Here is a 25,256-nt window from a genome sequence, read left to right on the forward strand (position 1 = left end):
CCTGAGCGTGCTTTTTTTGGGGTGTGAAAATGTCAGAGTACTTATTAACCTGGAACCCGAAGCATTTCAGTACGGGTGGTGATGGGAGTGCAAGCGGCCAATTGGACTATAAGGTCGGGCAAGAGGTTCAGTGGTCTTGCCACAGCAAAAAGCCTAAAACAGGTGATGTTGTTTACTTAATCCGCTTAGGTACAGAGCCCAGAGGAATAGTTGCTAGAGGCAAGGTGACCAAAGAAAGCTATTTTGATTCCGACTGGAAGGTCCCTGAAAAGCAGAAGGTATATATCCAATTTCAGGTAGAAGACATCAGGCACTCTTGCGAAGAGGGCTTGTTGCCAATGTTGCTTCTAAAGTCAGCAATACCAGATCAACAATGGAGTCCACAAGTATCCGGTATTCAGGTTAAATCTGAGAACGAAAAGGTTTTGGCTGAGTTATGGGAGACTGGCAAGACTAAGCACGCATTGACGCAGTTTCTATCTTGGGACAAGCAGTATCATTTTAACCTTAATGGTTGGTATAAAGACTACCAAGATACCTGTCAGCTAGCTAAGCAGATAAAAGAAGGAAAAGTGGTATCAAAAGGAGATGTGCACAAGCTTTGGTATGAGAAAGCCAACGGTATTGCGAGTGTTGGTCAGGGCTTTATGTACCAACGAGAGCTAAGCGATAACGCTCATTATTTGCATCGCTTGACCGAAGAAATCATTAAGGCCCCTTCGAAAGAGACTTATGACAGGATTATAAAGAATTGGCGCACAGACGCTAAGTTTGACCGCGTGTTGTGGACGGTAATTCATCGGTTATTTGGTGCGGCTTCTCCAGAGCAATATACCAGTATCGCGGGTAAGGATTATTTGAGCACCATAATTGACGGCCTGAAGAAATATTTTCAAATACCTATTGAGCCAACAGGCAATTGGGTAATAGATAATCATAAGCTACTTGAGGCCGTTGAAACCATGATTCCGGAAGGTTGGGATGTCCATACACGAAACATCCATCTGTGGAACTTGTATGAATGGGTAACTAAAAGTAATAAAAAAGATGAAAGCGTAGATCAGATAAAAGAAGAGGGAGAGGAGTACGGTATGGACAAGGACCTAACCTCAACAACAGACCCTCGGAACGTTATCTTTTTTGGTCCCCCTGGTACGGGTAAAACCTACAACCTTCAGAAACTCCAAGCAGAGTATACAAGTCAGACTGAAAGCGTAGATAGCTCACTTTGGCTGCAAGAAAAAATCGCGCCACTGAACTGGATGCAAGTGTTAGTCCTGTCACTTCTTAGCTTAGGCAACCAGGCGAAGGTGGCTGATATCGTCGCTAACAAATATTTCCAGACCAAAGCAAAGGTGAATAATCGCGACGGGAACTTAAGCCAAACGGCATGGAGTTACCTACAGAAGTTCACTGTACCTGAGTCAGCAACCGTTAATTACAAAGGCCGTGGCGAACCTGCCGTATTTGATAAAACCAACGATTCTGTTTGGCAGCTTCTTGACGATAAGTTAGAGCTGGTGGATGAGCTAGTAGCTCTGCATAAAGAGTTAGAAAACGGACCACCACCAGGCTCGATTGTGAAGCGGTTTTCAACGACAACATTCCACCAGTCTTACGGCTACGAAGAATTTATCGAAGGGCTTAAAGCCACAACGGATGAAGAGGGCAATGTTCACTACTCTGTTGAGCAAGGAGAGTTTTTAAAGCTTTGTCATCGAGCCGAGCAAGATCCTGACTCGCGATATGCCATGTTTATCGACGAAATAAACCGTGGCAACATTTCGAAGATCTTCGGTGAACTGATCTCGCTAGTTGAGACCGACAAGCGTACACGGGGTGCCAGCCCTATGTCAGTCAACCTTGCTTATAGCGGTAAACCGTTTAGTGTGCCCTCAAATGTCGACATCATCGGTGCAATGAACACCGCAGATCGCTCTATTGCCTTGATGGATACCGCATTACGCAGACGTTTCGAGTTCATCGAAATGATGCCGGCCCCCCGCTTGTTTGAGTCCGATGGTTTAATTGATATTGGCAACGACCAACAAATTGATCTGGGTGAACTCTTGCAGACTCTCAATGACCGTATTGAAGCCTTGTATGACAGGGAGCATACGCTGGGCCATGCCTTCTTCTTCTCTGCTTATAATGCGGTTAAGGCAGGGAACCATGATAAGGCGTTAGCAAACCTCACCAAGGCATTTGTGGGTAAAATTGTTCCCTTGCTACAAGAATATTTTCACGATGATTGGAGTAAGATTCGCCTCGTATTAGGGGATAATCAAAAGGCCGGTAGTGACCGAAAAGAACTGGAAGCATTGCAGTTTGTTCGCCAAGAAAAGATTGAATATCAAAAGCTGTTTGGCAACCAGTATGAGCCTGATGGCTATATGTCAGACGAGTACCGCTATTCATTAGCTGATCAAAATGACGCGGTTTGGGCGATGGGTGAAAGCTACCTTGCGATCTACAAACCGGAGTTGAGCGAGAAGCTGTCAGCACAGGTGAAGGATGAGAGCTAACAAAGAGATCTCTCTATTCGAGTTTTCTTATCTGGTCAGCGAGTCTAGTGAGGTATGCAGAGAGGCGAATTATGTTGAGCCTATTTCGACTTCTGCCTTTGCTTTCCTCAAGCAGATCGCGCTAGGTTCGCAAGAAGACAATAAGCTGTTACGGCTCTGTAAAAAGTCAGGGTGTGAAGCGCTGCAAGTGCGTAACCATGCTGGCGTGATCTTTACGCCTGATGGAACTCACATCGAAGTGTTGCCGAAAATTGGACGAACTTCGCCAAGCTCTACATCTGCGAGAAAGTCATTGTTGGTTATGCTCCGTGCACTTAAAGGCTTTTCACACATTCAAACATCAAGCGCTCTAGTTCATGAAGAGAAAATGCCGCTGCTTGAGGTGTTCATAGGTCAGTTTATTGAGTCAGTGTTAAACCTTGTCAAGAAGGGCCTGAAAAGCGACTACGTGCAAACAGTAGATAATCTTAACTATCAGAAAGGCAAGCTCGTAGCAGCAGGGCAACTGCGCAAGAACCTCGTTACAAGACACAGATTTTATTGCGAGTACCAAGACTATTTAGTGGATAGGCCAGCCAATAGGCTTATCCATTCTGCGTTGAATACTGTTGCCAAGTTTTCCCGTAGTGCTAAACACAAGAAGCAATTGCATGAGCTCTTTTTTATCTTCGAAGAGGTTCCGTTAAGCCGTGACTATAAAAGCGATCTATCGAGATTAAGGCTAGATAGGGGAATGAGTCACTACTACGTACCAATTGCCTGGGCCACGTTGATACTCAACGGTTTTTCACCTCAAACAATGAAAGGCAGTAACCAAGCTATCTCTCTTCTATTTCCCATGGAGCGAGTATTCGAAGATTACGTAGCCAAGGTATTACGTCAGCAGATACCAGCTGAGTTTGTTGTTAAAAGCCAGGTGAAACGTAAAAGCTTGGTGGAGCACAAACAAGCCAGTTGGTTTAAATTGCAACCTGATTTGTTGCTTGAAAAGGAAGGATGTGTAGTCAGTATTTTGGATACTAAGTGGAAGCTTCTGGACCAAACTAAAGACAATGGCTCCGATAAGTACGGCCTATCGCAAGGCGACTTTTATCAGATGTTTGCCTATGGACAGCACTATTTCGATGATAGAACAGATGTAAGGGAGATGTTTCTTATCTACCCCGTACACGATGGCTTTGAAACGCCGATAGAGCAAAGCTTCGATTTTGTTGCTTGTGGCGGTAATAAACTGAAGTTGTGGATCGTACCGTTTGTAATTGCGGAGGGAGATAAAGGCGGAGTGATCTGGCCTAAAAACTGTCGAACTTTGTTAAACTAAACTGACTTGTTGCTACTTTATCGCGTAGTTTGGAAATATATGTATCAACGTTTTATAGATTTAGGCTACTAGCATCTATATATTTATAACTTACGTGTACGCACATATGCGAACAAAATTGCTGTCGTTAAATACAGCAATGGTTTACACTTTTGGCGTTGCATCGACTGAAATAAGTAAACTATTTGGACGAAATTGGAATAAGAAGATGAAAGCATATCACACATACAGTGCTGTAGACGTTGCATGGAGCTTGCTCAAGCATGCGAAAGAGCAAGGTAAATGCTTCTCCAATTTACAGCTACAAAAGCTTACCTACGTTTGTCACGGTTTATCATTGGCACACTTCCAACGTCCTCTCGTTGTGGATGATGTATTTGCTTGGAAGTTTGGGCCAGTCGTTCCCTCGGTCTACTTCCGATTTAAATCATACGGTAGTAGCGTGATTACTGAACAAAGTGATGTGGCCTTAGACCATGAGAGCGAGTCTATTGTTAAAGATGTAGTATCACAACTTGGTGATTTAACAGGCCCACAGCTTGTAGACCTGACTCATCGTGAGGGTAGCCCATGGCATCAAGTATGGGATGGCACACATCAGAAAGTGATCCCAGACCATTTGATCCAAGCCCATTACACTCAGATCAAACAATCAGGTCGAACAGCTAGCCTGTGAGTGATAAAGAAAAAAGTGTCGTCAGTTTTCAGATTGACGACACACCTACCGCCGAGCAGGCCTCAAAAAACTTCCAAGATGATTATGAGCTGGACTTTCAAGATTTTCTTGAGAGAACGGTTGATGAAAGTGCCACAGAAGACTTCTCATACTCCAATAATGGGGTGAAAAAAGCAGGGCGACGACTACGTAAGAAAGAGGGCGATCTTAAGTCCGCTACAGCGACAATCCAGCAGTTCCGCGCCGCTCACGAAAAACCACTGAACACTATCGCTTATCTCGTTGGCCGCTGTTGCCGCGAGCTTGGAATTGATGTTAAACCAGTAACACGCCTAAAGCGCTTAGAAACCATAGTCGATAAGCTACAGCGTAAATCTCTTGATGGTGAGACGACAAATGCGACCTGTGTGACCAACATGAATGATATTGGTGGCTGTCGGGCAATTTTTCCTGATCTTGGGTCATTGGAGAAAGCAATAGATCGACTGCAAGTTACAGTTGAAAAAGTAGGCCGGGTTAAAATAAAGGATATTGATGATTACATCACCAACCCAAAACCCAATGATTGTGGTTACCGGAGTTTGCATGTTATCTATCGTTATGACCATGCCAGTGGCAAAAGTTTTAATATCGAAGCTCAACTTCGTACACGTCTCCAGCATCTTTGGGCAACGACGGTAGAGATCGTCGATATCTTGGAAGGGACTAAGATTAAGACTCACTCCCATAGTCCAGATGAAGACAAAGAGAGCTTGCAGATTCAATGGGAAGAACTCCTTTCAATCATGAGTCAGTACATTGCTGATGCAGAAGGTGCTATCGAGTTAAGTAATGACGACAAAGCAAGACTCTCGATTAGGCTGAGCGAGTTAAATTGTGAGCTCAACGCATTGGCTCGGCTGAGGAGCTTTAAAGTATTATCTGAGAAAGTCGAAGACTGCTGTGACAGCTCAACAGAGCATGTTCTATTGGTTATTGATGAAGCTACACTAAAGTTAATCTTCAGTGAAGAATTTGAGAATCATGCTCAAGCTATTTCAGTCTATAATGCTGCTGAGAAGATGACTCGTAGCCATGCGAGATTAAATACTCTTCTCATATCTACAAAGAATATGGGGCAGCTGTCTGAGGCATACCCCAACTACTTAGGTGATTGTGCCTCATTCATCACGTTATTCGAAGATGCAATGCAGCCAAGTGAAAGCTAATACAGCGCTCACAGGGGGTTATATTTGCTTTGGTTCGTCGCTATAGAACCCAACTGTAGGTTCAGCAAGAAGCGCCATAGTCATCCCTAGCACAGCTTTAGATTGTGATCGTGTAAAGCTCTCGCTTCCATGAGCACCGAGCTGGCAGATGTTCTTGATTTGCTCTCTTAGGCTTAACATACGTTCATTAGCCGACATCTCTTGCCTTGTAGTTCTATCTTGAGCCTTCTGGTTTGCTTCTTTGGACTGCTTGGAGTCATTGCGAACTTTTTCAGTATGTTCGATGATATGACGACATTGCATGACAGCATCTTTATAGTGCCCTATTTCAATGAATTCTTGAGCCTTGGCATAAAGGGTATTTAGGTCAAGGTTGTCTGTTTCATGGGGAACAGGGACTTCGAATAGGACCGTTTGTCGGAAACCTGATTGTTTGAGAGCAGTGAGCCATGCTTCTCTTGGAATAGTTGCTGTTTCAGCATCATAGGTGTCAAATCCCTCACCTTTGGCTGAAACCATTGCATGTAGTCCAATAACTAGCGCAAGATCTCCAGATTTTCGATGTTCTTCTAACGCGTTGATTTGATCTTTCGATAAACAGAACTCGAATACTAGTTGTTCATTATTGCTGGAATAATTATGACATTTGACTAATTGAGATGAGGAAGGGAGCGATTTTAGCAACGGTAAACTTGGGTCTGCTAATGTTAAGTTTGCTCTAATATTAGAGATAAATACAGGGTCAGGAAATGCTTTGGAAGTGCCCTTTAAAACGATAGTAAAACCATATCCACCAGCAGCGCGCCAGCCATTTATAGTGACTTGATTGTAGTTAGTTACGTCATCACCATTTTTTCTAATTGAAAGTCGCATAAAACAAACACTTCCCTTTTTTGTCAAGTTAGAAGAGAGAACTCTCCTATTAAATCATTGGGCCATTTCATATTGTTATTAGTAAGTGAGTTATTAACTTACCACTTTTAGCTGCTTAGTACCTGTAACTGACAAACTTCCCTTCGAAGCTTCTTCAATATGCCCGCTCCACCAGACCATCATAGGACGGCGACGATCTATATAGTCGGTACGGTTATAAGCGCTTCGTACTTGGTTGTCGTCTACATGGGCTAGGGCTGCTTCAATAAGATCTGATTCAAAGCCCTGCTCGTTAAGCGTGGTACTAGCGAGAGAGCGAAGGCCATGACTAACTAATCTTTCTCTAAAGCCCATTCTCTTTAACGCCATATTAGCCGTTTGGCTGTTGCAGGGCTTCTTAGGATCTCTGTCTGAAGGGAAGATAAACTCTCGATGCCCACTAATTGGCTTTATAACTTCAAGTAGCGCTAGCATTTGCTCAGTAAGAGGGATGCGGTGCTCTCTTCTTTTTTTCATTCTCTCTGGAGGGATTACCCAAAGGTTGTTCTCCCAATCGATCTCTTCCCATCTAGCTCCGGATGCTTCACTGGGCCTTGTCATAGTGTGTAGCTGCCATTCTAACAAGCAACGAGTAGTTTTCTTGATACTTGCATTTGCAATTGCTCCCATAAGCTCTGGTAACTCTGTAGGGGAAAGTGCGGGCATATTTACTTTTTTAGGTTTTTTAAATGCTGCTTTTATTCCCGTTAATGGGTTTGCTTGGATTAAGCCACAATTAGAAGCGTAATTCATAATCTCATTCAGACGTTGAGATAAACGCTTAACGGTTTCTAAACTACCTTTTGCTTCAATTGGCTTTAGAAGATCTATAACCATCGGTGCATTTATTTCGCGAACTGGCACATTGTTCAAAGAGGGGAAAACATATAGCTCTAGAGAGCGCCAGATATCGACTGCATAACCTGGAGTAACAGAATCTTTTTTTATTTCAAACCAGTTTTTGGATACGTTGATCAAAGTGTGCTCATAAACAGCTAGGGATTCTTCCTTTTTTCTTTTTTTTTCTTCCTTAGGGTCGATACCTTGTGCGATCAGCTCTTTTGCTTCCATAGAACTTTTTCTTGCCTGAACTAGAGAAACATCAGGAAATCTTCCTAAACTCAAGTTAGCCCTTTTACCGCTTATAGGCCTGTAGTAGTTCAACAGCCAATTCTTAGAACCACTGGGTAGTACCCTTAGCTTTAGGCCTTGACCATCTGCAAGGTAGTACTCTTTCTCTTTAGGCTTAGCATTCTTAACTTCTGTAGCAGTAAGTGGTTTAGTCTGTCTAGGCATGTGTAGGAACCAGTTTTTAGGAACACGAAACAAAGGTTCCTACATTGGTTCCTAAATGTCAAAGATTCAGTGGAACCTCTTGGGATGTTTGTGGATGCTAAGTTATTGATTTTACGTTATCTTAGATACAAAAAAAGACGTCCTGAGACGTCTTTAGATGTTGAATTGGTGGAGCTGGCGGGAGTTGAACCCGCGTCCAAAAACCATTCATCATTGGTACTACATGCTTAGTCGATCTTTAAATTCACCAAGTACCTGCGAACCGACACGCTAGTAAATGACTATCCTGAATTATAATTCGCCGTTCATCTCTCAGGCGGGAGAATCCGGGCTAGCGCGTTTGGGTTTGATCTCTCGTTGGTCCCCGTCTTACGTGCGGAAGCTAGGGCGAGAGAGCTCTGAGCAGGTTATTAAGCTGCTAGTGCGTAGTTTTCGTCGTTTGCGACTATTTTTTTGCGGCTTTTTACGTGGCCAACCGCCCCACGGCATGCACCTCAGACTGCAAAATTCCTGTCGAATCCTAAATCAGCCCCAAAGTGTTCTTCGCATAGTACCAGAAAAGTATAACCTGTCTAGACTTGTGCGTTTAAGTGCTCAATATTAGCGCAGTGAGCTCTTCATCACTCGTGCTTTCTCACGAGCCCAATCTTTCTCTTTAAGATCAGTACGTTTATCGTGCAGCTTTTTACCTTTGGCAACACCAATTTTCATCTTCACCCAAGAGCGCGACCAGTAAAGAGATAGCGCAGCCAGTGTCATACCTTCACGGTTGATGCGACCAAGCAGGTTATCGAGTTCTCGACGACTAAGCAGCAGCTTACGCACACGTGTTGGGTTTGCAACTACGTGTGTCGATGCCTGGTTTAATGGAGTAATGGTCATGCCACTCACAAAGGCTTCACCGTCACGCATAAAGACGTAGCTTTCCGCGATGTTAGCTTTACCCTGACGAAGTGACTTAACTTCCCAGCCTTGTAGCTCCATACCAGCTTCAATTTCATCGTCGATAAAATATTCGTGGCGAGCTTTCTTGTTAAGAGCGATGGTATTGCTACCCGCTTTTTGTTTTGATTTTTTCTTTGCCATAATGGCTGCATTATACGGCGCATAAAGGGCTTAGCAAATCCCTTTGTTTGCGCTCAGTGCAAATAAAAGTAAAATTGTGCCACACCTGAAGTTTGTGAATCAGGATTGAGGAGTATTTATGAAGCAAGTGAGCCGTTCTGCCTTAGTCTCTTTTAGTGCAGAGCAGATGTTCAATTTAGTCAATGATGTTGCCAGTTACCCCGAGTTTCTGCCAGGGTGCTCTGGTAGTCGTGTAATTGAGTCATCTGACAGCGGTATGGTTGCTTCGGTAGATGTTTCTAAAGCCGGCATAAGCAAAACGTTTACAACGTCAAATGAGCTGGTTAGCGGTGAAGCAATTTTAATGAATTTGGTTGATGGCCCGTTTAAAACCCTAAAGGGTGGCTGGTTTTTCACGGCATTAGATGATCAGGCTTGTAAAGTTGAATTGAAGCTGGAGTTTGAGTTTTCTAGCAAGATGATTGAAATGGCGTTTGGCAAAATTTTTAACGAGTTGACGAGCAATATGGTAAACGCGTTTACAAAACGCGCAAAAATGGTATATGCATAATGACGATTGAATCGGAAATGATCCACGTTGAGGTGGTGTATGCACTTCCACAGGAACAGAGAGTATTTACTTTGGTTGTGAACAATGCAATGACAGTGGAAGAGATCATTGAACAATCAGGTGTATTGTCGCTCTACCCTGAAATCGATTTAAAGGTAAATAAAGTCGGGGTATTTAGTCGCAATGTTAAGTTAAATGCAACAGTGCGAGACAAAGATCGAATCGAGATTTATCGTCCACTGCTTGCCGATCCAAAAGAGATTCGTCGCAAACGTGCAGAGCAAGCCAAATTGTCTGGCAATGCTGACCCTGTAACAGGAGGTAAGCAAAACCCGTTACGTAAAGCTGATGATGACTGAACACTAAATATAACAAAGGCTCGCAATTGCGAGCCTTTTTCATCAATACATCACTGGGTATGGCTTAGTTGATCCCTTCAAAGAACTGCTCACTCGCAGTAAAATCCCCATTCACTTTCACGAGTTGACCTTGAGCGTTAAAGTTAACGATTAGGTTCTTTTGAATAGAGTCTTTGTGGCCTTCAGTGTGGTGATAAATGTAGTACCAAGTATCTGGGTAGCCGTTTTCAATGAGCATTGGTGAGCCCATCACGTAGCGAACTTGCTCTTTTGTCATGCCAAACTTTAGCTTGTCGACAGCGTCTTGCTCAACATAGTTACCCTGATTGATATCAATACGATAAACCAATTTTTCTAGCAGTGAGCACCCAGTTAGCATTGTCATTGCTAATGGTACTGCGATAAGCCATTTCTTTAATTGCATACTCAAATTCTTGTTACTAATAACGTCAAAACTCGGCTGATAATAAACAAGCGGGGCGATAAAGTAAAAAGTTCCCGCTGTTTTGAATTGTTTCAGACCATGATTTTTGAATTTGGTTGCAAAGTCGAGTCTAAAATCTTCATTAAGGGAACTTTCAGTTCGCTATGGATTTAGGCTGCGAACAGCAGTTCACGCGCATTGGCAAGTGTGGAGTCTGTGATCTGACTGCCTCCAAGTAACCTTGCTAATTCACTTACGCGTTGGTCATCATCAAGCTTTTTCATCTGAGTTTCAGTTTTACCCGCTTTCGTTTGTTTTGCGACAAACAACTGCTGATGACCGCAGCCAGCAACTTGTGGTAAGTGAGTTACGCACAATACTTGTGTTGATTCGCCCAGTTTTCGTAGCATTTTTCCAACGACGGCTGCTGTTGGGCCACTGATACCAACATCCACTTCATCAAAAATAAGGCTTGGTGTGTCGACTTTCTGCGCAGTGATTACTTGAATCGCTAGGGAAATACGAGAAAGTTCCCCCCCTGAAGCCACTTTGGCAATTGGCTGCATGGGTTGACCTGGGTTGGTTGAGACCAAGAAGCAAACACTATCCAATCCTAATGGCGAAGGATGCTCGCTCTGTTTCTCGACTTCAATGCAGAATTTTGCCTTTTCCATGCTCAGTTCGTGCATGCTGGCTGAGATAAGTTTGTTGAGTTCTTTCGAGTAGCGGCTGCGTGATTTATGCAGCTTATCTGCAGAAGCAATAAAGTTTTGATATTGCTTTTCAACCTCTTGTTCAAGCTCCGCTAGTCGTTCATCAGAGCAATCCAACGCTTCAATTTGCTCAAGTAGACTTTGATGGTGCTGATATAACTCATCGGGTAAGACATTATGCTTGCGAGCAATGGCCATTAGCTTTGAGAAACGTTCTTCTACGTAAACCATCCGAGCTGGATCAACATCAATGTTGTCGAGATAACTGCGCAGTTCGTTGTTGGCTTCTTCGATTTGGATAATTGCTTCTGAGAGCATATTCGGCAGCTCTGCTAGTACTGGGTCTAATTCTGCTAATTGGATTAAGGTGTGATTGGCTGATTGCAAAACACCAAGCGCATTAACTTCTTCACCTTCGTATATAAGTTCGATGGCTTGTTGACAGCTAGAGGCGAGTTCACCGCTGTTAGAGAGGCGTTTGTGTTCTTGTTCGAGTTGTTCATATTCTTCCTCGCCCAGTGACAGATCGTTGAGCTCTTTGATTTGATACTCCAGCAATTGCTTTTGCGCGAGATTGGCGGCGCTGTTTTCTTTAAGCTGCTTGAGGTTATTGTCTGCTTGTCGCCAAACCTGATAGGTGTTACGAGTGTTTTTAAGCAAATTGTTATGGCCAGCATATTGATCAAGCATGGCCATTTGGTATTCACTTTTCATCAACTGATGATGAGCATGCTGGCCATGAATATTAATTAATAACTGTCCCAACGACTTTAATTGAGAGAGAGGAACGGGACTGCCGTTAATGAAAGCTCGTGAGCGGCCTTCTTTGTTGATGATGCGACGTAAAATACAATCGTTACCATCGAGTAAGTCATTGTCTTCCAGCCAACGCGTTGCGTGAATATTGTTATCTAACAAAAATGCGGCACTGACTTCTGTTTTTTCTTCGCCTTGGCGAACCATGCTGGCTTCAGCTCTTCCTCCTAAGCACAAACCAAGAGCATCAATTGCTATCGATTTACCTGCGCCAGTTTCTCCCGTAATGGTGGTCATACCTTGTAGGAGTTCGAGTTGTAAAGACTTAACAATCGCAAAATTATTAACACTTAAATGAGCCAGCATTTTATGTACCTGTCTAAATGAACAATACTGTATAAGAAAACAGTATATACTGTTTCTTTATACAGTAAAGGTGAGTGTGAAAAATTTTGTGAGCAGAGTCAGGTTGTTTAAATATGAAGTGAATAAAAACAAAAGGGCCAGCATGGTTGCCAGCCCTTAAAGTGTCTATTGCAAGTCAGAACAGTTTGCTTGACCATCCGAGTTTATTTCGGAGCACATGATAATAACTGTAGTCTTTGGGGTGGATAAGTTTGAGCACGTTAGGGCTTTGGTAAATATGGATCTCATCACCCGGAGAGACTGGAAGGGAGACTTGTCCATCACAGCTTACTTCTTGAGTTCCGCGATTATCTGGTGAAACGATCAATTTAATTCTGCGTTTGCCGTCGACTACGATTGGTCGGCTTGAAAGCGTATGCGGGAACATAGGGACGATGGTGATCGCGTTGAGGCTTGGAGATAAAATTGGCCCACCTCCAGAAAGGGAATAAGCCGTAGAACCGGTTGGGGTTGAAACAATAATGCCATCAGAACGCTGTGAAAATGCAAAGCTATCGTCGATGTATACTTCGAACTCAATCATGTGAGCGATCTGCCCTGGGTGAAGGACGGCTTCATTCAGCGCGGCATTATGGCTTTTCACTTGGTCATGGCGGTGAATTTCTGTTTCGAGCAAAAAGCGCTCTTCTTCAAGAAAATTACCTGATAGTACGTCTAACAAAGCCGTTTGAAAGTCGTCGGGATCTAAGTCAGTTAGAAAGCCCAAGTTTCCTCGGTTGACACCGATGACCGAGATATCAAATCTTGAGAGAACTCGTGCAGCACCAAGCATATTACCGTCGCCACCAACAACGATACCAAGATCAGCACTGTGACCAAGTTCGATTAAACTTGCAAAGCGATCGGCTGGAATATCGTCGAGTATTTCTTTGAGTCGGTCATCAATAAATACTTGATAGTTTTGTTCTGTTAACCAGGCATAAAGCTCTCGATGTGTTTGAATGGCTTGCTGATCACGTGGTTTGCCAATGATAGCGATCACTTCAAAAGGTTTTTTCATAGATTTTCCACACGAAATAGGCTTGAATCGGCAGTCTTCATCCCCATAATAATGGCAAGTTAGCTAAATATGCGAATTTTTATGTATCTAGGCCCAATAAACGTGAATGGCTATAGATATGCATGGAGTTGAATTCTGGAGATATCATGAGCGAAGAAAACAAAGTTAAAGAAGAAGAGCTACAACAGCAAGCTGAAACGACAGAGCAAGATGTCGAGGCTGTCGGTAGTGAGGCTGATATCGAATGGAACGAAGGTCTTGATGTTGAAATTGATGACCAAGAAAGCAAAATTGCTCAACTAGAAGCAGCATTGCTTTCTAGTGAAGCCAAAGTAAAAGATCAACAAGACGCAGTACTTCGTGCGAAAGCGGAAGTAGAGAACATGCGTCGTCGTACCGAGCAGGAAATCGACAAGGCACGCAAATACGCTTTAAATAAGTTTGCTGAAGAATTGCTGCCAGTAATCGATAACCTAGAGCGTGCGATTCAAGCTGCTGATACAGAAGCGGAAGTGGTGAAGCCGTTACTTGAAGGTGTTGAGCTAACGCATAAAACCTTTGTCGACACAGTGGCAAAGTTTGGTCTGAAAGAGATTAATCCTGAAGGTGAAACATTTAACCCAGAATTGCATCAAGCAATGTCTATTCAAGAAAGCCCAGATCACGAATCAAACACGGTTATGTTTGTGATGCAAAAAGGCTATGAGTTGAATGGCCGTGTTATTCGCCCAGCAATGGTGATGGTAGCGAAATAATCCGCATTGCAAATGCATTGAAAGGGAGGCTTTGGCCTCCCTTTTCTTTTCTAGACAGGCAGTAGTATTACAAAGATCGACGGATTGTTCTGAAAATATGTTCCGTGGTTTATCTCGTAAGATGGGTCAGAGGTAGCGGATGTAGTTTTACAAAATCCGAAGATTAGGTAGATAACGCAGGAGCCATATCAGTAAAACCAGTACAAGCAAGTGCATAATTTGCAACTCACTCTCATTAAAAGCGAGGTTAAACGCCTCACTGGTTCTTTTCAGCGAAAAAAACACATTTTTTTTCACTTCCTCCCTTGAAAACCCATTTGCTGCCCTTATCTATGTGGCATAGATGAAGCAAACAACATTATTTTTGTTTGTGAGTAAGGGTTGAAACCCGATTCTACATCCCCACATAGGGGATATAGCAAAACGAAAATAGAAAATTATTCGGAGATAGCCTGATGGGTAAAATCATTGGTATTGACTTAGGTACTACTAACTCATGTGTTGCTGTACTAGACGGCGACAAACCACGCGTAATCGAAAACGCAGAAGGTGAGCGTACAACAGCATCGGTAATTGCATACACAGATGGTGAGACGCTAGTAGGTCAACCAGCGAAACGTCAAGCAGTTACAAACCCAACTAACACGCTATTTGCAATTAAGCGTTTAATCGGTCGTCGTTTTGAAGACGAAGAAGTACAACGCGATATCGAAATCATGCCTTTCAATATCGTGAAAGCAGACAATGGTGATGCTTGGGTTGAAGCGCAAGGCCAAAAAATGGCAGCTCCTCAGGTTTCTGCTGAGGTACTGAAGAAAATGAAGAAAACTGCTGAAGACTTCCTTGGTGAGGAAGTAACTGGCGCAGTTATCACAGTTCCTGCTTACTTTAACGATGCACAGCGTCAAGCGACTAAAGATGCTGGTCGTATTGCAGGTCTAGAAGTTAAACGTATCATCAACGAACCAACAGCGGCGGCTCTAGCATACGGTCTAGACAAGTCAGGCGGCGATCGCACTATCGCGGTATACGACCTTGGTGGTGGTACATTCGACATCTCAATCATCGAGATTGACGAAGTTGAAGGCGAAAAAACGTTCGAAGTTCTAGCAACTAACGGTGACACTCACCTAGGTGGTGAAGACTTCGATAACCGCATGATCAACTACCTAGTTGAAGAGTTTAAGAAAGAGCAAGGCATCGATCTTAAGAACGATCCTCTAGCAATGCAGCGTGTTAAAGAAGCAGCAGAAAAAGCGAAAATTGAGCTTTCTTCTACTACTCAAACAGACGTAAACCTACCTTACGTAACTGCGGATGCGACTGGTCCTAAGCACATGAACGTTAAAGTGACGCGTGCGAAACTAGAATCTCTAGTTGAAGACCTAGTACAACGTTCTCTTGAGCCACTAAAAGTTGCTCTAGCAGATGCTGACCTATCTGTAGGCGATATCACTGACGTTATCCTAGTAGGTGGTCAGACTCGTATGCCTATGGTTCAAGCGAAAGTTGCTGAGTTCTTCGGTAAAGAAGCTCGTCGCGACGTAAACCCTGACGAAGCAGTAGCAATGGGTGCCGCCGTTCAAGGTGGTGTACTAGCTGGTGATGTTAAAGACGTACTTCTACTAGACGTTACTCCACTGTCTCTAGGTATCGAGACTATGGGCGGCGTAATGACTAAACTCGTTGAGAAGAACACGACTATCCCAACGAAAGCGAACCAAGTTTTCTCTACAGCAGAAGACAACCAGAATGCGGTAACTATCCACGTTCTTCAAGGTGAGCGTAAGCAAGCGATGTACAACAAGTCTCTAGGTCAATTCAACCTAGAAGGCATCCAGCCTGCACCACGTGGCATGCCACAAATCGAAGTAACTTTCGATCTAGATGCGGACGGTATCCTACACGTATCTGCGAAAGACAAGCAGACTGGCAAAGAACAGAAGATCACTATCCAAGCTTCCGGCGGTCTAAGCGATGAAGACATCGAGAAAATGGTTCAAGAAGCAGAAGCTAACAAAGAAGCGGACAAAAAGTTTGAAGAGCTAGCAACTGCGCGTAACCAAGCTGACCAAATGATTCACGGTACTCGTAAGCAGATTGAAGAGGCGGGTGAAGCGCTTCCAGCTGACGAGAAAGAGAAGATTGAAGCCGCGATCTCTGAACTTGAAGAAGCTCGTAAGGGTGACGACAAAGAAGCGATCGACGCTAAAGTTCAAGCTTTGATGACAGCAGCTCAAAAGCTAATGGAAATCGCTCAGCAACAGGCGCAAGCACAACAAGGTGCTGAAGCTGGTGAACAACCTAAGCAAGAAGACGACGTTGTAGACGCTGAGTTTGAAGAAGTAAAAGAAGATAAGAAGTAATTCTTGATTCTTAAGCGATAGCTTATTTAGTTTGCGGGCGTTTGAGGTAACTCTTACGCCCGTATGTTTGTAATTAGGATGTCCTTCCAGATAAGCACTTTTACGTAAAGCTTTTATCTAGAATGATACAACCACCAAGCGGTATCACACACAGAGTGATTGAGCACCGTTTGCAGTACTATATTGGTGACGAAGAACATGTCAAAATGTGATTTTTACGAAGTATTAGGCGTGAGCCGCGATGCGTCTGAACGCGATATTAAGAAGGCTTATAAGCGCCTAGCGATGAAATTCCACCCAGACCGTAACCAGGGTGATGAAACTGCTGCAGATAAGTTTAAAGAAGTAAAAGAAGCGTACGAAATTCTACTCGATCCACAGAAAAAGGCGGCTTATGACCAATATGGTCACGCTGCGTTTGAACAAGGTGGTATGGGCGGCGGCGGCTTTGGTGGCGGCGGTGCAGATTTTGGTGACATCTTTGGTGACGTCTTTGGTGACATTTTCGGTGGTGGTCGCCGTGGCGGCGGCGGTGGTCATCGTGCCCAGCGTGGTGCTGATCTACGTTACAACATGGAACTAACGCTAGAAGAAGCGGTTCGTGGCATATCGAAAGAGATTGAAGTGCCAACATTGGTTCACTGTGATACGTGTGATGGCAGTGGTGCGAAGAAAGGCACTTCAGCAGAAACATGTGGTACCTGTCATGGTCATGGCCAAGTACAGATGCGTCAAGGTTTCTTTGCCGTGCAACAAACCTGTCCTACTTGTCATGGTAAAGGGAAGATCATTAAAGACCCATGTAACGTGTGTCATGGTCAAGGTCGTAAACAAAAGACCAAGACGCTTAACGTTAAGATCCCAGCAGGCGTGGATACTGGCGATCGCATTCGTTTATCTGGCGAAGGTGAAGCGGGCGAGATGGGGGCTCCAGCTGGCGATCTATACGTACAAGTTCACGTAAAAGAACACCATATCTTCGAGCGTGATGGTAATAACCTGTACTGCGAAGTACCAGTAAGCTTTGCTATGGCAGCACTGGGTGGTGAAGTTGAGGTTCCTACTCTTGATGGTCGTGTAAATCTTAAAGTCCCAACTGAAACACAAACGGGTCGTATGTTCCGCATGCGTGGCAAGGGCGTAAAAGGTGTTCGTGGCGGCGGTGTTGGCGATTTGATTGTAAAACTGGTTGTTGAAACGCCAGTGAATCTGAGTTCGCGTCAGAAAGAGCTGCTAAAAGAGTTTGAAGAGTCTTGTGGTGGCGAAGCTGCGACTAAGCACAAGCCAAAATCAGAAGGTTTCTTTAACGGTGTTAAGAAGTTTTTTGATGATCTAACCAGCTAATGCTGAGTTATTGAATTAAATAAAAGGCCTGCTAAATGCAGGCCTTTTTGCATTCGCTATGAGTTTAGTTACTTCCAGCAGTTTGCTGGTGAACCTTCGCCCACCTGATTTAAAGTGAGTGCGGTGTAAGAACTTGCACCACATTTATCATTTGTCTGTGCGCCTGCAGCGGTCGCGCTGATGGTGTACGTTGTTGCTGTTTTAGCGATAGTAATGGTATAGCGAGCACTGTCCACTTCGCAAAAAGTACATACACCACCAGATAAAACAGAGTTGGCGGCTGATATGTAATTCCCGTTGTATTGGCGTTCCATTTCGAGCTGTATTTTAGCGAGATCGGCCATGGCTGAAGAGCGATGTGCTTTCAGAACATAGTTTTGGTAACTAGGATAGGCAACCCCGGCTAAGATCCCAATCACGGCTACCGCTATCATTAATTCGATCAGTGTCATTCCAATCGCTTTCTTTTTGTAGCGATTGCAGTAATTTTTTCGAATCATTTCGAGTACTTCCTCATTGATTTTCCTCCTATTTTTCTTCGGTGATAGCATCGCTGCAAGATAAGTTGCCAGCAAACATGGCTTTACATAGGAATTTGGGAAATGTCTCGCGGCTTTACTTTGTTAGAGCTTCTACTGACCGTTGTTGTACTGAGTATTTTACTTACTGTCGCTATTCCGAATTTTGACAAGTTAACATCGAATACACAGATGACACGCTTAGCGGATGATCTGCAAGGCTTTTTAATCCAATCAAGATCTGAAGCAGTTTGGAGAAATCAAGATCTCTGGGCGCATTTTACTCTGCCTACAAACCCGACTCCTGCAGGAGATTGGAAGGTGACCCTAACAGACTCTGATATTGCAAATGCAGGGAATAAAATACTGGTCCTTGATGGTGCATTATTTAAAGACGTGGTGATCAGTTCATCTTATTCTTCGAATCGAGTGAAGCTTACCGGATCTAGAGGGCGAATTTCTGGCGGGAACCTAAAGTTCTATCGTGTTGGAAATTCGAATCAGGCTCTCCAATTGAAGACGGGCGTTGCAGCAAGCCGGATTATGATCTGTGGTGTTGGAGGAAGCTATTATGGCTACCCATCTTGTTAAAATACGTCGTCAAACAGGAGCTTCCTTGATCGAATTAATGATCGCTTCAATTATTGGAGTGATTGCCTTGGGGATCGTCGGATCTGTCTTTGTTACTGGGCAAAAGTTGGCCTCTGAAAGAGGAAAGGAGCTGTTACTCGTGCAGAACCTTTCTAGCACTATTTTGCAAATCAAAGAGGATGTTCAACGTGCTGGGTTTGATGGCATAGGTTCAATTTCAGCTAAGCTATCTGGTGCATCAAGCAGCATTCACAGTCAGGCAGACCAATTGGCTTACGCATACCGAGTCGCCTCTTCAGGAAGCTCAGCATTTCGTAATGTGGTATATAAGCGTGAAGCTTCAGGGAGCCCAAGCGTGGGGGATGCTTTAAAAATATGTGAAAAATACAGTGCAGCTCCTTTAACTATAGCTTCTGCTGCTGCGTCAATACTAGGCAACGCCTGCTATCAGATTTTCAATCCAAAACAGATATCTATTTCCCAATTGCAGCTAACAACAGCCACTGTTGCAAGCGATTCAGCGGATAACAAAATTGTCACGATTACTTTAACGGGTCATTTGTTGTCCGACCCAACAAATACTCACACCGCTGTGATCAAAACCATTCAGAGGAATTGGCAATGAAGAAGCATGCTCAGTCTGGGGCCGTTACTTTAGTTGTAACGTCTATTTTGCTTATTTGTGCTTTGGTTTTGGCATTGGGTTCTTACAAATCGGTTTTCTATCAAATTAAGCGTGCACAGAATGAGGTGAAAGCACGTCAAGATTATTGGAAAGCTGAGGGAGGGGTGGAGTGTTTATATGCCTATATTAACAACGATCCTAATGCTATTTCCTCTTTGTCATCCGCCTCAAATACTGTACTAAGCAGTACGTGTAAAAATACTTTGGGAATCAATAAACTGTATAATGAATCCCTCTCCAGTGATGTTTTTGCTATCCGCTCAGAAACGAATTATCAAAAGGTCAACAAGAACTTCTTCTATGGTTCAAAAACTGGATTAGGGGCGATTCAAACCACAGCAGACTTAAGGTTAGTTGGTTCTGTAGATATAGCTCCTGATGCACCTAGAACGGCTAAGTCAGATGGTACATATGAATGTGTGGCTGTCCGTTACAAAGGAAAGGTTACCTTCGTAAAAGCTTCATCTGCTGCAAAACTACAAACGACGGCTCCGGTGTTAAATGGCCCTTATGATGGTTTTACGGGTGATTGTAGTATGACTCATAAAACCATCATCACTGAAAGTCGAGCAACTGACACTCACCCTAGTAGTTTTAAAGAGGATTACAAACAAGACAATTCCCTCGACCCATTTAAGAACTATTTTGATATTGAAAAAACGCCAGACAATATTGCGGCGATAAAAGCAGGTTATACCGTCGTTAGTTTACCAACGGTAACGGCCGGAGAAACCTGCGCAACAGTTATGACCGATAATCTCACGACAACCAGTAACAAATTATGGATAGAAGGTCATTGTATAATTAAGACACCAATTGCTCTGTCATTCCCAAGTTCACTTGTGGTTGAAAATGGGATTTTTTCTGTATCAGGTTCAACGGTTTTCGGTGGCTCCTTTTATCATATGGTGAATATGAATTCTCCTTCATTCACTGATGTAAATATTGGGAATTACTGGGCGGATGTTGATTTTTACAGTGATATTTCATCCTTATTAGGGACTCGAACCATTTATTTCGATAGAGGAGCTTTCCACCCAAAAGGAGGAATGAATTTTGATGCAGACAGTACTTCAAGGAGAGGAGAAGTTGTTCTCAATGGTTCTTATGATCTTGATTACTCTGCTGCGAGCAATCCAGTACCAAGACCTAAAGAGTTGAAATGGGTAGCAGGAGGGTGGTATGCAAACTAAACAACAAGGCTTTAGTTTTATTGAGGTATTAATTTCTTTTCTCTTGATCGGCATTGCTTCATTGGCTTTGGTGAAGCTACAAACCTATATAGAACAACGAGCGGATTTTGCAGTAAAAAGTAGCCAAGCCCTGAATCTTGCTGAGCAAAAATTAGAATGGTTTAGAGCGCGAGGTGCTTCTGCGGCTATGTCTACGATATCTGTGCCGACGTTTGCTTCAATAAGTAGCGGAAGTGATAGTGTGGCGCACTCGCCATATACTTTAACTTGGACAGTCAGTATTCCATCGGCATCTTTATCTTCTTCGTTAAAATCTATTTCAGTAAAGACATCTTGGTCAGATCGGTTAGGGGAGGAGCAATCCATTACATTAAAAACTATGCTCTCCAGTCACAGTGAATTTTCGATGTAACGCTAAAGTCGAGCATAAACAAATTCACCATTATAGATGGCTAATCACCGAAAGGTTTACTGTATATTTTTCGTTTTGGTTTCTAAATTGTTTAAATATACCGTCAAATCCTGTGTGTTTTTTGTTACTGCTCGATTGCGATTTTGCAAAATATGTCTCCATATATGAAATTTATCATGGGATCTTGTGCTTTTATTTGGCGGATTGAATAGAATAGTCCGTTGAAAATTGACCGACATAATTATTCGAAAAGGTCAAAGGCAACAACATCACATATGGAGTTACCATGAGTAACCAAGCTGTAAACAAAGCACCGTCTCCGAAGCCGAGCGGGATGGATCGCTTTCTGAACTTTATCGAGCGAGTAGGTAATAAAATTCCTGATCCAGCGATTCTGTTTTTCTGGGCACTAATCATTACTTGGGCTGCGTCTGCACTTTTGTCGAATGTTTCTTTCGACCTTCCCAATCCTCGAACTGGCGAAGCTCTTACTATTACTAACCTGCTAACAGGCGAAGCACTAGCAAGTTTCCTTGCTAATATGGTGACAACGTTCACTGGCTTTGCGCCACTTGGTATTGTTCTCGTAGCGATGTTGGGTGTGGGTGTTGCCGATTCTTCTGGCTTCATCACAACAGGCCTTAAGAAGATGCTGAACTTCACGCCAGCGAAACTTCTTACTCCAATGCTAATTCTTGTAGCAATCGTATCGCACACTGCGGCGGATGCGGGCTACGTTCTGGTTATTCCTCTTGGTGGTATCATCTTCCACGCGGCTGGTCGTCACCCTCTAGCGGGTATCGCGGCAGCGTTTGCAGGTGTATCAGGTGGTTTCTCTGCAAACTTCATCCCTTCAGGTATCGATCCTCTATTGGCTGGTTTCACGCAAACAGCTGCACAGGTTCTGGACCCTGAGTACGTGGTTAACCCACTAGCGAACATCTTCTTTACTGGTCTATCTTCAGTAATCATTGTTGCTATCGGTTGGTACGTCACTGAGAAAATCATCGAGCCACGTCTAAAGAACACTCCAATCGACGAAGACGCAGAGAAAGCACCCGATCTAGGTTCCTTCACTGAGCTTGAGTCTAAAGCGTTCCGTTACGCAGGTTGGGCTATGATGGCGGGTATCGCACTTCTTGTTGTGGCGCTTATCCCAGAAAACTCTGCACTGCGTTCACCTGAAGGTGAGATCACTGCGTTCTCTGCGCCAATCATGAAGTCTATCGTTCCACTGATCTTCATCCTGTTTATCATTCCGGGTTACGTTTACGGTCGCGTTTCTGGCACGTTCAAGACAAGTAACGACATCATCAAAGCGATGGCGGATACCATGTCTACGATGGGCGCATACATTGTAATGTCGTTCTTCTGTGCGCAGTTCCTATCTGCATTCGCGCAATCAAACATCGGTACGATGCTGGCGCTATACGGTGCGGAAGGCCTGAAAGCGATGAACCTACCAGGTGAAGCAACTATCATCGGTATGATTCTTCTAACGGCTTCTGTAAACCTTCTAATCGGTTCTGCATCAGCGAAATGGGCTCTTATCGGTCCAATCCTAGTTCCTATGCTAATGGCTGTGGGTATCTCTCCTGAGCTATCTCAAGCGGCTTACCGTGTAGGTGACTCTGTATCGAACATCATTTCACCTCTGATGGTATTCTTCCCTCTAGTCGTGGTTTACTGTCAGCGTTACGTGAAGTCGACAGGTATCGGTACGCTAGCATCGCTAATGATGCCATTCTCGATTGCAATGCTAATTGGCTGGTCTATCTTCCTAGTGGTTTACTGGATGCTAGGCATTCCTCTAGGTATCCAAGCGCCATACACTTACACGATGTAAGTGACATAAATGATTACAAAGCCTACCCTTTCGGTAGGCTTTTTTTTATCTGCAACTCGCTTTAAACTGCAGGTGGCGGCACATGCCGTTAAACATGGAAAATAAACATTTATGAAAATTCTGCTTTTAGTAGGGTTAATTGTATTAAACGGTCTTTTTGCGATGTCTGAAATCGCATTAGTCGCAGCAAAAACAAGTCGGTTAAAGCGCCTCGCTGAAAAACACAAAGCCGCTCAAGTGGCTCTTGAACTCAAGGAAAATCCCACCCGTTTTCTTTCTACTATTCAAATTGGTATCACCGTCATTGGTCTATTAAGCGGTATTGTTGGTGAAGCCACATTATCAGGACCACTTGCACAACAAATGGAACTTTGGGGCATGACGCCTGAGCAAGCGAACGTATTTTCTACGGCGATAGTAGTTGTTGGCATTACCTACTTTGCCATCGTAGTCGGAGAGCTGGTTCCTAAACGCTTTGCTCAATCTCAAGCTGAAACAATCGCGGTTCTGGTCGCTTTACCGATTTATTGGGTGTCTAAACTGACGACACCGTTTGTGTGGTTACTATCTTGGTCAACTGAAGCATTGCTGACGTTGATGAGGCAGAAAAACCAAGAAGATAGTGTAACGGAAGATGATATCCATGCCATTGTACGTGAGGGCTCAGAATCGGGGGCGATTGAGCAAGGCGAACAAGAGATGATTCGCAATATTCTTCAGTTGGATGATCGCTTGGTGGGCTCTCTGATGACACCTCGGCGTGAGATTGATTTTTTAGATATAGACCAACCGATTGAATCAGTATTAAAGCGAATTCGAACCACCAAACACAGTGTATTTCCAATCTGCCGAGGTAGCCTTGATCAGATTGTTGGAACGGTATCAGCGAAAGCATTGCTCAATCATGCTAGTCAGATCAGTAATCAAACGATTGTGAGTTTGTCCAAGAGCCCTGTTTATATTCCTGAGTCAATGAAAGGGCTAAATCTACTGAGTTACTTTAAAAATTCGGGCAATGAAATGGCATTTATTGTCGATGAATATGGTGATATTCAAGGTTTGGTCACTCACTATGACGTATTGGAGGCCATTGCGGGAGAGCTCTCAAATAATCCCAATGATTTATGGGCAGAACCGTGTGAGTCTGGATGGATGTTGGATGCACTCATTCCATTGAGTGAGCTACAGAATCGTCTAGAACTGAGTGATGAATTGCATGCCGATGGTGCGCAAACTTTGAATGGTTTACTCACTTGGAAACTTGGCCGCTTGCCGGAGTCCGGAGAGGTCATCCATTATCAAAACTGGCAATTTACAGCCGAGGTGGTTGAGCATAATCGAATTGTGCGGGTCAAAGCGACGCCAAGTCGTGATTAACCCAACGATTATGTATTGTTATTGGTTTGATATTGAGTATGCTTCTTAGCATCTTATTCAAATATCCCCCTCTGCTTTAGAGCACGATTTTAGGAGTGTAAGTTGTCTCAACTCTTTTCCGCACAAGACGAAGTTTTCATGCGCCGAGCAATGGAACTGGCCCACCAAGCTGAATTGGAGGGGGAGGTTCCTGTTGGAGCGGTTCTGGTAAAAGATGGTCAAGTTATTGCTGAAGGATGGAACCGTTCGATTTGCGATCACGATGCCACAGCGCATGCTGAGATCCAGACATTGCGTCAAGCTGGAAAAGAGTTGCAGAATTACCGGCTGCTAGATACGACCTTGTATGTCACGCTTGAACCTTGTCCCATGTGTGCAGGCGCATTGCTACATAGCCGAGTAAAGCGAGTCGTTTATGGTGCTCCGGATCTAAAAGCGGGGGCAGCTGGAACCGTCCTCGATTTATTTGCAAGCCAAGCTGCGTATCATTACGCTCAGGTTGAGAAGGGACTACTGGAAGATGAATGTCGAGAGCAGTTGCAAGCGTTCTTCCGCCGTAGACGTAAAGAAATAAAAGCTCAAAAGCAGCTAAATAAACAAGAAGGTGAGTAAGCGAGATGCAAACATTCACCTAAGATGAATGTTTGCGATGCTTACTGTTATACCGATGCCGTACACATGAAGGCGCGGTGTCGAGCAATAATTTTCTTTTTATTATTGCTCACTTTGCGCTTGCGACGGATAGCTGCAACAGTTTTGTTCAAGCGTTTAGACTGTAACTTACGTCTGCGCATCAACAACCCCTAATGACTACGATAATTACCTCATTTGAGGCCTTTGCTACTGAACTCAGTAGCGCATTTTGGCCAAACACAATATAAAAATCAGACATGGAGTACAAGCGTCATTTAGCGTGG

Annotated in this window: 23 protein-coding genes and 1 other RNA gene; 16 read left to right on the forward strand and 8 right to left on the reverse strand. The window is 43.8% G+C overall.

Going from position 1 to position 25,256, the window contains the following annotated elements; translation table 11 throughout:
• Positions 1–29: 29 nt before the first annotated feature.
• The 4 genes from ACQEXU_RS05650 to ACQEXU_RS05665 all read left to right on the forward strand — a co-directional run bounded on the left by ACQEXU_RS05650 (position 30) and on the right by ACQEXU_RS05665 (position 5,730).
• A complete protein-coding gene (locus ACQEXU_RS05650; RefSeq protein WP_427010020.1) occupies positions 30–2,525 on the forward strand; it encodes an McrB family protein in 2,496 nt (831 codons plus the stop codon).
• Entirely contained in the window at positions 2,515–3,846 is a 1,332-nt protein-coding gene (locus ACQEXU_RS05655; RefSeq protein WP_427010021.1) for an McrC family protein, read from the forward strand. Before ACQEXU_RS05650 ends, ACQEXU_RS05655 begins: the two co-directional genes overlap by 11 nt.
• A 208-nt stretch (positions 3,847–4,054) precedes the next feature.
• Positions 4,055–4,522 carry a Panacea domain-containing protein gene (locus tag ACQEXU_RS05660; RefSeq protein ID WP_427010022.1) on the forward strand — a complete coding sequence of 156 codons (468 nt, stop codon included), beginning with the start codon at positions 4,055–4,057 and terminating at the stop codon, positions 4,520–4,522.
• Positions 4,519–5,730 carry a RelA/SpoT domain-containing protein gene (locus ACQEXU_RS05665; protein WP_427010023.1) on the forward strand — a complete coding sequence of 404 codons (1,212 nt, stop codon included), beginning with the start codon at positions 4,519–4,521 and terminating at the stop codon, positions 5,728–5,730. Before ACQEXU_RS05660 ends, ACQEXU_RS05665 begins: the two co-directional genes overlap by 4 nt.
• Before the next feature lie 18 nt (positions 5,731–5,748).
• Here ACQEXU_RS05665 and ACQEXU_RS05670 read toward each other — a convergent pair whose 3' ends face one another.
• The 4 genes from ACQEXU_RS05670 to smpB all read right to left on the reverse strand — a co-directional run bounded on the left by ACQEXU_RS05670 (position 5,749) and on the right by smpB (position 9,024).
• The gene (locus tag ACQEXU_RS05670; RefSeq protein ID WP_427010024.1) at positions 5,749–6,603 is read right to left on the reverse strand and encodes a hypothetical protein; all 855 of its coding nucleotides are present in this window, start codon (positions 6,601–6,603) and stop codon (positions 5,749–5,751) included.
• Positions 6,604–6,696: 93 nt separating this feature from the next.
• Positions 6,697–7,938: an integrase domain-containing protein gene (locus ACQEXU_RS05675; protein ID WP_427010025.1), complete on the reverse strand. Its 1,242-nt coding sequence runs from the start codon at positions 7,936–7,938 to the stop codon at positions 6,697–6,699.
• Between the two features lie 166 nt (positions 7,939–8,104).
• Positions 8,105–8,471, reverse strand: a transfer-messenger RNA (tmRNA) gene (ssrA, locus tag ACQEXU_RS05680).
• Between the two features lie 67 nt (positions 8,472–8,538).
• Entirely contained in the window at positions 8,539–9,024 is a 486-nt protein-coding gene (smpB, locus tag ACQEXU_RS05685) for an SsrA-binding protein SmpB (protein WP_009603245.1), read from the reverse strand.
• A gap of 118 nt (positions 9,025–9,142) precedes the next feature.
• Here smpB and ACQEXU_RS05690 point away from each other — a divergent pair, with 118 nt between their 5' ends.
• Both ACQEXU_RS05690 and ACQEXU_RS05695 read left to right on the forward strand, forming a co-directional pair.
• Positions 9,143–9,574: an SRPBCC family protein gene (locus tag ACQEXU_RS05690; protein ID WP_367987093.1), complete on the forward strand. Its 432-nt coding sequence runs from the start codon at positions 9,143–9,145 to the stop codon at positions 9,572–9,574.
• Complete coding sequence (locus ACQEXU_RS05695) at positions 9,574–9,933, forward strand: RnfH family protein (protein WP_427010026.1); 360 nt, start codon at positions 9,574–9,576, stop codon at positions 9,931–9,933. Before ACQEXU_RS05690 ends, ACQEXU_RS05695 begins: the two co-directional genes overlap by 1 nt.
• Before the next feature lie 64 nt (positions 9,934–9,997).
• Here ACQEXU_RS05695 and bamE read toward each other — a convergent pair whose 3' ends face one another.
• From bamE to nadK, 3 genes are all read right to left on the reverse strand, one after another.
• Positions 9,998–10,357 carry an outer membrane protein assembly factor BamE gene (gene bamE / locus ACQEXU_RS05700; RefSeq protein WP_427010027.1) on the reverse strand — a complete coding sequence of 120 codons (360 nt, stop codon included), beginning with the start codon at positions 10,355–10,357 and terminating at the stop codon, positions 9,998–10,000.
• A gap of 170 nt (positions 10,358–10,527) precedes the next feature.
• Entirely contained in the window at positions 10,528–12,192 is a 1,665-nt protein-coding gene (gene recN, locus ACQEXU_RS05705; RefSeq protein WP_427010028.1) for a DNA repair protein RecN, read from the reverse strand.
• A 175-nt stretch (positions 12,193–12,367) separates the two neighbouring features.
• The gene (gene nadK / locus ACQEXU_RS05710; RefSeq protein WP_367987089.1) at positions 12,368–13,252 is read right to left on the reverse strand and encodes an NAD(+) kinase; all 885 of its coding nucleotides are present in this window, start codon (positions 13,250–13,252) and stop codon (positions 12,368–12,370) included.
• A 143-nt stretch (positions 13,253–13,395) separates the two neighbouring features.
• On the opposite strand from nadK, the gene grpE reads away from it, so the two are divergent.
• The 3 genes from grpE (at position 13,396) to dnaJ (ending at position 17,717) form a co-directional block, all read left to right on the forward strand.
• Positions 13,396–14,007 (forward strand): nucleotide exchange factor GrpE, encoded by a 612-nt coding sequence (grpE, locus tag ACQEXU_RS05715; protein WP_367989202.1) that lies wholly within the window; start codon positions 13,396–13,398, stop codon positions 14,005–14,007.
• A gap of 455 nt (positions 14,008–14,462) precedes the next feature.
• A complete protein-coding gene (dnaK, locus tag ACQEXU_RS05720) occupies positions 14,463–16,373 on the forward strand; it encodes a molecular chaperone DnaK (RefSeq protein ID WP_427010029.1) in 1,911 nt (636 codons plus the stop codon).
• A 198-nt stretch (positions 16,374–16,571) separates the two neighbouring features.
• A complete protein-coding gene (dnaJ, locus tag ACQEXU_RS05725) occupies positions 16,572–17,717 on the forward strand; it encodes a molecular chaperone DnaJ (RefSeq protein ID WP_427010030.1) in 1,146 nt (381 codons plus the stop codon).
• Positions 17,718–17,785: 68 nt separating this feature from the next.
• Here dnaJ and ACQEXU_RS05730 read toward each other — a convergent pair whose 3' ends face one another.
• Positions 17,786–18,217, reverse strand: coding sequence for a type IV pilin protein (locus ACQEXU_RS05730; protein ID WP_427010031.1), 432 nt, complete (start codon positions 18,215–18,217; stop codon positions 17,786–17,788).
• Between the two features lie 102 nt (positions 18,218–18,319).
• On the opposite strand from ACQEXU_RS05730, the gene ACQEXU_RS05735 reads away from it, so the two are divergent.
• The 7 genes from ACQEXU_RS05735 (at position 18,320) to tadA (ending at position 24,951) form a co-directional block, all read left to right on the forward strand.
• Positions 18,320–18,826: a GspH/FimT family protein gene (locus tag ACQEXU_RS05735; RefSeq protein ID WP_427010032.1), complete on the forward strand. Its 507-nt coding sequence runs from the start codon at positions 18,320–18,322 to the stop codon at positions 18,824–18,826.
• Entirely contained in the window at positions 18,807–19,451 is a 645-nt protein-coding gene (locus tag ACQEXU_RS05740) for a PilW family protein (RefSeq protein WP_427010033.1), read from the forward strand. Before ACQEXU_RS05735 ends, ACQEXU_RS05740 begins: the two co-directional genes overlap by 20 nt.
• Positions 19,448–20,704 carry a hypothetical protein gene (locus ACQEXU_RS05745; protein WP_427010034.1) on the forward strand — a complete coding sequence of 419 codons (1,257 nt, stop codon included), beginning with the start codon at positions 19,448–19,450 and terminating at the stop codon, positions 20,702–20,704. The genes ACQEXU_RS05740 and ACQEXU_RS05745 overlap by 4 nt, the downstream gene beginning before the upstream one ends.
• Positions 20,694–21,116, forward strand: coding sequence for a type IV pilus modification PilV family protein (locus ACQEXU_RS05750; protein WP_427010035.1), 423 nt, complete (start codon positions 20,694–20,696; stop codon positions 21,114–21,116). The genes ACQEXU_RS05745 and ACQEXU_RS05750 overlap by 11 nt, the downstream gene beginning before the upstream one ends.
• Positions 21,117–21,402: 286 nt before the next feature.
• Positions 21,403–22,962: an AbgT family transporter gene (locus ACQEXU_RS05755; RefSeq protein WP_367987081.1), complete on the forward strand. Its 1,560-nt coding sequence runs from the start codon at positions 21,403–21,405 to the stop codon at positions 22,960–22,962.
• Positions 22,963–23,073: 111 nt separating this feature from the next.
• Positions 23,074–24,339: a hemolysin family protein gene (locus ACQEXU_RS05760; protein WP_367987080.1), complete on the forward strand. Its 1,266-nt coding sequence runs from the start codon at positions 23,074–23,076 to the stop codon at positions 24,337–24,339.
• A 102-nt stretch (positions 24,340–24,441) separates the two neighbouring features.
• On the forward strand, positions 24,442–24,951 hold the full coding sequence (gene tadA / locus ACQEXU_RS05765; protein ID WP_427010036.1) for a tRNA adenosine(34) deaminase TadA: 510 nt from the start codon (positions 24,442–24,444) through the stop codon (positions 24,949–24,951).
• Positions 24,952–25,256 lie beyond the last annotated feature (305 nt).

This window comes from Vibrio sp. TRT 21S02 (genome assembly GCF_050113675.1).
Lineage (GTDB): Bacteria > Pseudomonadota > Gammaproteobacteria > Enterobacterales > Vibrionaceae > Vibrio.

Excerpts from the sequence above, each read along its gene's own strand:
- ACQEXU_RS05650 (WP_427010020.1), top strand. The coding sequence starts at position 30 with ATGTCAGAGTACTTATTAACCTGGAACCCGAAGCATTTCAGTACGGGT.
- ACQEXU_RS05655 (WP_427010021.1), top strand. The coding sequence starts at position 2,515 with ATGAGAGCTAACAAAGAGATCTCTCTATTCGAGTTTTCTTATCTGGTC.
- ACQEXU_RS05660 (WP_427010022.1), top strand. The coding sequence starts at position 4,055 with ATGAAAGCATATCACACATACAGTGCTGTAGACGTTGCATGGAGCTTG.
- ACQEXU_RS05670 (WP_427010024.1), bottom strand. The coding sequence starts at position 6,603 with ATGCGACTTTCAATTAGAAAAAATGGTGATGACGTAACTAACTACAAT.
- ACQEXU_RS05675 (WP_427010025.1), bottom strand. The coding sequence starts at position 7,938 with ATGCCTAGACAGACTAAACCACTTACTGCTACAGAAGTTAAGAATGCT.
- smpB (WP_009603245.1), bottom strand. The coding sequence starts at position 9,024 with ATGGCAAAGAAAAAATCAAAACAAAAAGCGGGTAGCAATACCATCGCT.
- ACQEXU_RS05690 (WP_367987093.1), top strand. The coding sequence starts at position 9,143 with ATGAAGCAAGTGAGCCGTTCTGCCTTAGTCTCTTTTAGTGCAGAGCAG.
- ACQEXU_RS05695 (WP_427010026.1), top strand. The coding sequence starts at position 9,574 with ATGACGATTGAATCGGAAATGATCCACGTTGAGGTGGTGTATGCACTT.
- bamE (WP_427010027.1), bottom strand. The coding sequence starts at position 10,357 with ATGCAATTAAAGAAATGGCTTATCGCAGTACCATTAGCAATGACAATG.
- recN (WP_427010028.1), bottom strand. The coding sequence starts at position 12,192 with ATGCTGGCTCATTTAAGTGTTAATAATTTTGCGATTGTTAAGTCTTTA.
- nadK (WP_367987089.1), bottom strand. The coding sequence starts at position 13,252 with ATGAAAAAACCTTTTGAAGTGATCGCTATCATTGGCAAACCACGTGAT.
- dnaK (WP_427010029.1), top strand. The coding sequence starts at position 14,463 with ATGGGTAAAATCATTGGTATTGACTTAGGTACTACTAACTCATGTGTT.
- dnaJ (WP_427010030.1), top strand. The coding sequence starts at position 16,572 with ATGTCAAAATGTGATTTTTACGAAGTATTAGGCGTGAGCCGCGATGCG.
- ACQEXU_RS05730 (WP_427010031.1), bottom strand. The coding sequence starts at position 18,217 with ATGATTCGAAAAAATTACTGCAATCGCTACAAAAAGAAAGCGATTGGA.
- ACQEXU_RS05735 (WP_427010032.1), top strand. The coding sequence starts at position 18,320 with ATGTCTCGCGGCTTTACTTTGTTAGAGCTTCTACTGACCGTTGTTGTA.
- ACQEXU_RS05740 (WP_427010033.1), top strand. The coding sequence starts at position 18,807 with ATGGCTACCCATCTTGTTAAAATACGTCGTCAAACAGGAGCTTCCTTG.
- ACQEXU_RS05745 (WP_427010034.1), top strand. The coding sequence starts at position 19,448 with ATGAAGAAGCATGCTCAGTCTGGGGCCGTTACTTTAGTTGTAACGTCT.
- ACQEXU_RS05750 (WP_427010035.1), top strand. The coding sequence starts at position 20,694 with ATGCAAACTAAACAACAAGGCTTTAGTTTTATTGAGGTATTAATTTCT.
- ACQEXU_RS05755 (WP_367987081.1), top strand. The coding sequence starts at position 21,403 with ATGAGTAACCAAGCTGTAAACAAAGCACCGTCTCCGAAGCCGAGCGGG.
- ACQEXU_RS05760 (WP_367987080.1), top strand. The coding sequence starts at position 23,074 with ATGAAAATTCTGCTTTTAGTAGGGTTAATTGTATTAAACGGTCTTTTT.